The organism is Acinetobacter brisouii (assembly GCF_008993995.1).
In the GTDB taxonomy this organism is placed as follows: Bacteria; Pseudomonadota; Gammaproteobacteria; order Pseudomonadales; family Moraxellaceae; genus Acinetobacter; species Acinetobacter brisouii_A.
Map to the genome: position 1 here is coordinate 80310 of NZ_BKNN01000003.1, position 6729 is coordinate 87038.

Genomic DNA, 6729 nt, shown 5'->3' on the forward strand with positions numbered 1-6729 from the left:
CCGATTCGGCATTTTATTTTTTGCTGTCCTTTTCTTTATTTATTGTATGCCGATTTCAGCGTGGAAGTGTTCTATTTTGGTTAGAGCATGTTGGTCTTTGCAAGTGGCAAAACGTCCAGCGTGTTTTGCCAAAGCTGTTCGGCGAGTGAGTCACTTTTCATATTTAGACACGCAGCCAGCCCATCAAGCACATAAGGTAAATTGGCGGGCGTATTACGTGTGTGTTGTTCAGTGGATGTCTGGCAACACAACGGCGTCATATCTGGGCAATCGGTTTCTAAAACCAGATGCTCCGCCCCAACCGCTTGCACCACCTGAATGAGTTTTTTCGCATTCGGATTGGTGATCTGTCCTGTAATTCCCAATTTAAAACCAAGTTGAATAAAGGCTTTGGCTTCTTCGATTCCACCACTAAACGCATGGGCAATCCCACCGCGCTGAAAGCGTTGTTTTTTGAGGAGTGCCAATACATCGGCATGGCTTTTGCGGATATGCAACAACACAGGCAAATCAAACTGCTGTGCCAGTTCTAACTGTGCCGTGAAATAATTTTTTTGTTGTTGTAAAACGTCAGGCTGTTTATGCTGCTTGAGGAAAGTATCTAAACCAATTTCCCCTACAGCAAGGCATTGTTGTTGCTTGAGTAAGCTTTCTAAAGCCAGTAAATCTTCAGGCTGATGCTGTTCGATATAAAATGGATGTAAGCCTGGGGCTAAATAACTGTGCGGAGCCGTACGAAAGCCCTGTAATTGTTGATGTGTTCTGAGCAAATCATCAAAACGAGAAGCCACAAAACCGATCAATACCAGCGCATCGACCCCAAACTGTTTGGCAGCACAGGCCAACTGCTCACGATCATGATCGAACTCAGGCACATCAAAATGCGTGTGCGTATCGAACAGCCGCATTTTAAGCTGTGCCTTTAACTGCACTGGCTGTGGTTGCAGCAACCGTATCGGGCTTTGGTAAATACTCTGATTTTACGATACCTTTAAGTTTTTCGTAGGGAATAGTAAAACTTGGCATACCCACCACATACGGTCCAATTTCATATTCAGCATATTGTAAGACTAAGCCATCCGCGCTTAGATAGAAATTCTGACTTAATTTAAATGGCCATGCATCTTCGTATTCTTTGATGTTTGTTGCCAATTTTTGCGCAATGACCCAATCTGCAAATTGTTGATGCAACAATTTGGTCAACTGATTTTTTTGATTGGGTAATAGAAGATCACTCAGTTTAAGCTGCTGTTTCTGTTTCAGATCAAAGACCAAATACTGCTGTGCCTCGGTACCATGTGCGCCACCCAAGAAACTATCCGAATTCATTTGTACCGTCACCAAGTGATCTTGTTTACGTAAAATTTTGGGTTGAATATGAACACTGATCTGTGGGTTGGCATTCATATTTTTCAGCTCTTGGTCTAATGCTAAAAATGCTTTGGCATATTGCTGCACTTGCTGGTTTAAATCACTTGGTTCAGGTTCAGAAGCAAACACCTCTGAAGCTGCTGGATTAATCGCAGCCAAATCCAAATGATCTCGCAAAGCAGCCAAAATTGCCGCATCCACTTGCCGATCAATAAAATCATAATTGGTCTTTAAGCGCTGTACCTGAAACTCAGGACAGTTATTCCCCTCACATGCAGGTAACTGCACAGGAATATTCTCTAAATTAGCTGTAAATTCATAAGGATTTTGAATGGCTTTGACTTGGGTCATCTGTGCAGCAGAAACCGTCTTTTCCGTATCATCATTTTGTTTTTGACAGGCGCTCAACAATAAACTCACGCTGAGCACCGACATAGAGAATGTCATTGAGAGATTCTTACGCAACATGAATGCCGCCTTTTATTGTCATGTTTGTCTTTAAAATAACGTGATTTTTTACATTACCGTGTACTGTTTTTTAAAACATTTTGTGAAAAACATCAGGTTTTAACAATTGCTGAGTTTGTTGTTTATTCAGGAAAATTTCTAATTGTTTTGCATCTTTGACAATTTCATTGGCACGATAATGTAAACCTACGCCTTCACCATCAAAGAACCAATCCGCTTGTCCCCAGTACAGTTTTTTCGGGGCAAGTTGCTGCACAGCATGACTCTGCTGCTTTAACCATTTTTGATAAGCTTGTTGAACAAGCTGATCCAATGCCACCTGATGATGAGCTTCAATTACATCCAAAATCGTTAATCCTTTTTTCAGCTGTCGATCAGCCACAAAAAAGTATTGTCGTTCGTTAATCTCAACTTCAGCCTGCTGGCTACTGACCTGTAATTGTAACAATACATACTGATTACGCTGAGAAGCAATACGGGTTTGAATGTGCAAACGATACGGTCGATTTGCAGTAAATTCCTGCTGCCAAGCATCTGATTTTTTTATGTAAGCATTAATCGCCTGCTGCAAACTCAAATTCTGTTTTAAATCAATTTGTGCTTGGACAACTTTGCTCAGATTTGTGGTCAACCATGTATTTAACCATGGATCAGCAGTTTTCAGCGTTTGAATGTCGATATCAATACAGTTTTTCTTTTCACAAAAAGGCAAAGCATATTCAGCACGCTGGGTTTGTATTGCCAAATAAGGCAGTACATCTGGATTACTGGCTTGTGTATTGCTCGCGGTTTGTTCTTGTTGTGGTGCAGGTTGTTGTTTATGACATGCACTCAGTAACAATATGCTCGACAAAATTGCCATTATTACTGTTGGCTGTTGTTTCATTCGGAATCATCCATCTTGCATCTGGAAGAAACAGCTCCCCCGAAAGAAGCTGTTTTTTAAAATCGCTTAAATTAATGCTCGCGTGTATTGCGGAACTGAATATCAGGATAACGTTCCTGCATAATCTGCAAGTTCACACGACTTGGTGCGAGGTAAGTCAAGTGCCCGCCACCATCAACAGACAGTTGATCGTGTGCTTTCTTCTTAAATTCGTTGAATTTCTTCTCATCATCACAAGAGACCCAACGTACCGTATTAATGCTTACTGGCTCATAAATACAGTCGACCTTGTATTCTTCTTTCAAGCGGAATGCCACCACTTCAAACTGAAGTACACCGACTGCACCCACAATCAGGTCATTGCTGTTTTGCGGCATAAAAACCTGCGTTGCTCCTTCTTCTGACAACTCTTTGAGACCTTTTTGCAACTGTTTAGATTTCAAAGGATCTTTTAAACGCACACGGCGGAACATTTCAGGGGCAAAGTGTGGAATTCCCGTGAATTGCAGTTTTTCGCCAGAAGTAAAAGTATCACCAATTTGAATCGTACCGTGGTTATGTAAACCAATGATGTCGCCTGGCCATGCTTCTTCCAAGTGCTCGCGCTCACCCGCAAGGAAGGTCAAAGCATCACTAATGCGCACATCTTTATCAATACGCACGTGCTTCATTTTTAAACCTTTTTCATATTTGCCTGAACAAATACGCATAAAGGCAATACGGTCACGATGTTTCGGGTCCATGTTGGCTTGAATTTTAAATACAAAGCCAGTGAAACCTTCTTCAGTTGCTTCAACCTTACGGTCTTTCGTCGGGTGTGCCTTTGGCTCTGGTGCATAACTGCTAAATGCATCAAGCACATGATCGACGCCAAAGTTACCAAGTGCCGTACCAAATAACACAGGCGTTTGACGACCCGCCAAGAATTCTTCACGGTCTAAAGGCTCATTCGCCATTTGTACCAGTTCTAAAGACTCTTCAAATGCCGCCCAAGCCAATTCACCGACTTTTTCACGTAGGTCGGCATGGTCATAGCCATCACGTATTTCAATCTCGGTAATGGTTGAGCCGAAACCTGCTTTATACACATAGAATTTTTCTTCAATCAGGTTAAATACACCTGCGAAGTCACGTCCTGAGCCAAGTGGCCAAGTGATTGGAACACATTTAATTTTGAGGACATTTTCAATTTCATCCAGCAACTCTAAAGGCTCACGAATTTCGCGGTCCATTTTGTTAACGAAAGAAATAATCGGTGTGTCGCGCATACGACAGACTTCCATCAGTTTGATGGTTCGGTCTTCGACACCTTTTGCACCGTCAATCACCATCAGTGCAGAGTCAACCGCAGTTAAGGTACGATAGGTATCTTCCGAGAAGTCTTCATGCCCTGGAGTGTCGAGCAAGTTAATCACATAATTTTTATAAGGGAACTGCATGACGGAAGTGGTAATCGAAATCCCACGCTCTTTTTCCATTTCCATCCAGTCGGAAGTTGCTGCACGATCAGACTTACGGCTTTTGACCATACCCGCCACCTGAATGGCTTTACCCCATAACAACAGTTTTTCTGTCATGGTGGTTTTACCCGCATCGGGGTGGGAAATGATGGCAAAAGTACGGCGTTGGGCGACTTGCGTCGCCAATTCATCTTTAAAACTCATGAAAAATACCTACTGCAGAACGCAGTGCAAGGATCAATATAATTGAAAAAATTGGCGGTATTGTAGCAGAACAGAGATTTTTTTAAATCTGCTCACACAACCCGATCATCGACATATCATTCAATTACATTGGCTCAGACTCAACTGGTATGGGTGGCAAATTTATGTTCTAGGACTTCTTTTGGTAAAGGCTTACCGAGCAAGAAACCTTGGAATTGCTGACATCCCAAGCGATTCAGAATTTCAAGTTGTTCTTCAGTTTCAATACCTTCAGCGGTAATTGTCAATCCTAAATTACGTGTTAACTGAATTAAACTTGCCAAAATCAGTTCATCTTTTGAACCATGATGTAGGTCTTTAATAAAGGCACGGTCAATTTTCAGTTCATTCACAGGCAGATCTTTTAAATACAAGAAACTCGAGTGACCTGTACCAAAGTCATCAATAGAGAGTTTAACGCCCAAATTACGGATTTTCTGAAAAATTTCAATGCTTGAATCAATATGATGCATTGCTGTACTTTCAGTAATTTCAATAATTAAATGGTCAGTATTAATTTGATATTTCTGAAGATAATCCTGAAGTGTCGGTATCAATAACTTATGTTCAACCTGCACAGCAGAAAGATTAATTGAAATCGGATAAAAGCCTTTCGCTTGCTGTTCCCAAATTTGAATCTGTTTACATGCCTGTTCCATCACCCAATATCCCAAAGGGGTGATCAGACCTGTTTTTTCAGCCAGTGGAATAAACATGTTTGGCCCAAGCAAGCCTAATTTTGGATGCTGCCAACGAATAAGTGCTTCAACACCACAAATCTTACGGTATTTATTAAATTTAGGTTGATAAAACAGGACAAACTGATCTTCATCAATGGCTTTAAATAAATCATTGATGAGTTTAGATTGATGACGTTCTTCATACTGATCAATATTATAGCTAAATACACTATATGTATTACGTCCCTGTTCTTTCGATGCCAACATTGCAATATCAGCATGCATAAGCAATTCTTGTAAATTTTCACCATGCTCAGGATACATCGCAATACCAATACTAGCTGTAATATTGATGCTGCGTCCTGCAATTAAAAAACCTTGCTGAATCGCACTGAGAATTTTTTGAGCGAGTTGCTCAGCTTGCTCAACAGTTGCATGTTCAGCAATCAATAAAAATTCATCACCACTAATGCGTAAAAGTGTCTGACGCTCAGCAAGTTGCTCACTGATTCGGTTTGCAAATTGCACCAGTAATTGATCACCTACAGGATGACCAAAAGCATCATTGATTGATTTAAAGCGATCTAAATCAATATACACCACCGCAATTTGCTGACGATGCAAACGGTGTTCTGCCAAAATGACTTTGACAAAATCATTTAAATAAGAACGGTTTGGTAACTGAGTCAAAGTATCATGCATACTTAAATGCGCTAACTCTTTATTGACCTCTGTCAGTTGACGATTCCGTTCAGCCAACCGTAATTCTTGCAATGCCACAAAAAATGCAGCTATCAGAATTAAGCAAGCGACAATGACTATACCTAGTATCACAGCATGACCTGATGTTGCAGTTTGAAATAATGGCTACTTTTATATATAAAAATATGCCGCCAATGTGCCCATCTCGTACCTGTCTACAATACTAAAAGCAACCACCAAAGCGACAGATATTTTTTAAAATAAAACGCTTTTTTGTACGTTTTTCAATCCAAATACCAACCATAACGATGACTGTGATATTCAAATCATGATGCACACCTAAAAACAAGAGAAATCACCAAGATCATAATTTTGATAAGAGCATCTTCAAAACGATTCTGTTGCTTTCTCACAAGTCCCCAAACCAAAGCTATTACACAAGACTTATTCATATCTACTCTTGTTTATGTATCACAATAAATAGCTGCCAACATGTACTCATGCTTTCAGTTCTACCTTTTTACATATACAAATGTGTTTTCATCTACTCTATTACGTTGATCTATATCATAAAACGCAAAAAATAGAGCAAAAATACGGCTTTGTTGCACAAAGATTTGAAATGCAAAGCGCCCCTAATTGAGCCAAATTTAAGGCGTAACTTGGGTAAGTGGTCGACCTAATTCCGTAAATCTGTTGAGGACTGCTACACGTGCATGAATCTCATTCACCTGACTAGGAAAGCTTCTTGCCATTAATTTATCGCCTAATAATTTGATGCAATGCATCTTGGTTTCCACCAAACTGCGGCGATGATAGCCTGACCATTTTTTCCATAGTGTCCTGCCTAAACGTTTAACTGTTCGAAGTAATTCATTTCGCGCTAGCGAGCTACTCTTTGTATCTTTCCATGGTTTCG

At 40.5% G+C, this 6729-nt stretch carries 4 protein-coding genes and 2 pseudogenes; all 6 read right to left on the reverse strand.

Features of this window, described 5'->3' with window-relative positions; all coding sequences use genetic code 11:
• Window positions 1–80: 80 nt before the first annotated feature.
• Window positions 81–908 carry a TatD family hydrolase gene (locus GBN19_RS01885; protein WP_151776957.1) on the reverse strand — a complete coding sequence of 276 codons (828 nt, stop codon included), beginning with the start codon at window positions 906–908 and terminating at the stop codon, window positions 81–83.
• Window position 909: 1 nt separating this feature from the next.
• Window positions 910–1839: an RsiV family protein gene (locus GBN19_RS01890; RefSeq protein WP_151776954.1), complete on the reverse strand. Its 930-nt coding sequence runs from the start codon at window positions 1837–1839 to the stop codon at window positions 910–912.
• Window positions 1840–1909: 70 nt separating this feature from the next.
• Window positions 1910–2725 carry a hypothetical protein gene (locus GBN19_RS01895; protein WP_151776955.1) on the reverse strand — a complete coding sequence of 272 codons (816 nt, stop codon included), beginning with the start codon at window positions 2723–2725 and terminating at the stop codon, window positions 1910–1912.
• 71 nt (window positions 2726–2796) lie between these two features.
• A complete protein-coding gene (locus GBN19_RS01900; RefSeq protein ID WP_151776956.1) occupies window positions 2797–4389 on the reverse strand; it encodes a peptide chain release factor 3 in 1593 nt (530 codons plus the stop codon).
• 140 nt (window positions 4390–4529) lie between these two features.
• Window positions 4530–5942 (reverse strand): annotated as a pseudogene (locus GBN19_RS01905) (putative bifunctional diguanylate cyclase/phosphodiesterase); the annotation flags it as partial.
• Between the two features lie 518 nt (window positions 5943–6460).
• Window positions 6461–6729: pseudogene (locus tag GBN19_RS01910) on the reverse strand (IS5/IS1182 family transposase); the annotation flags it as partial.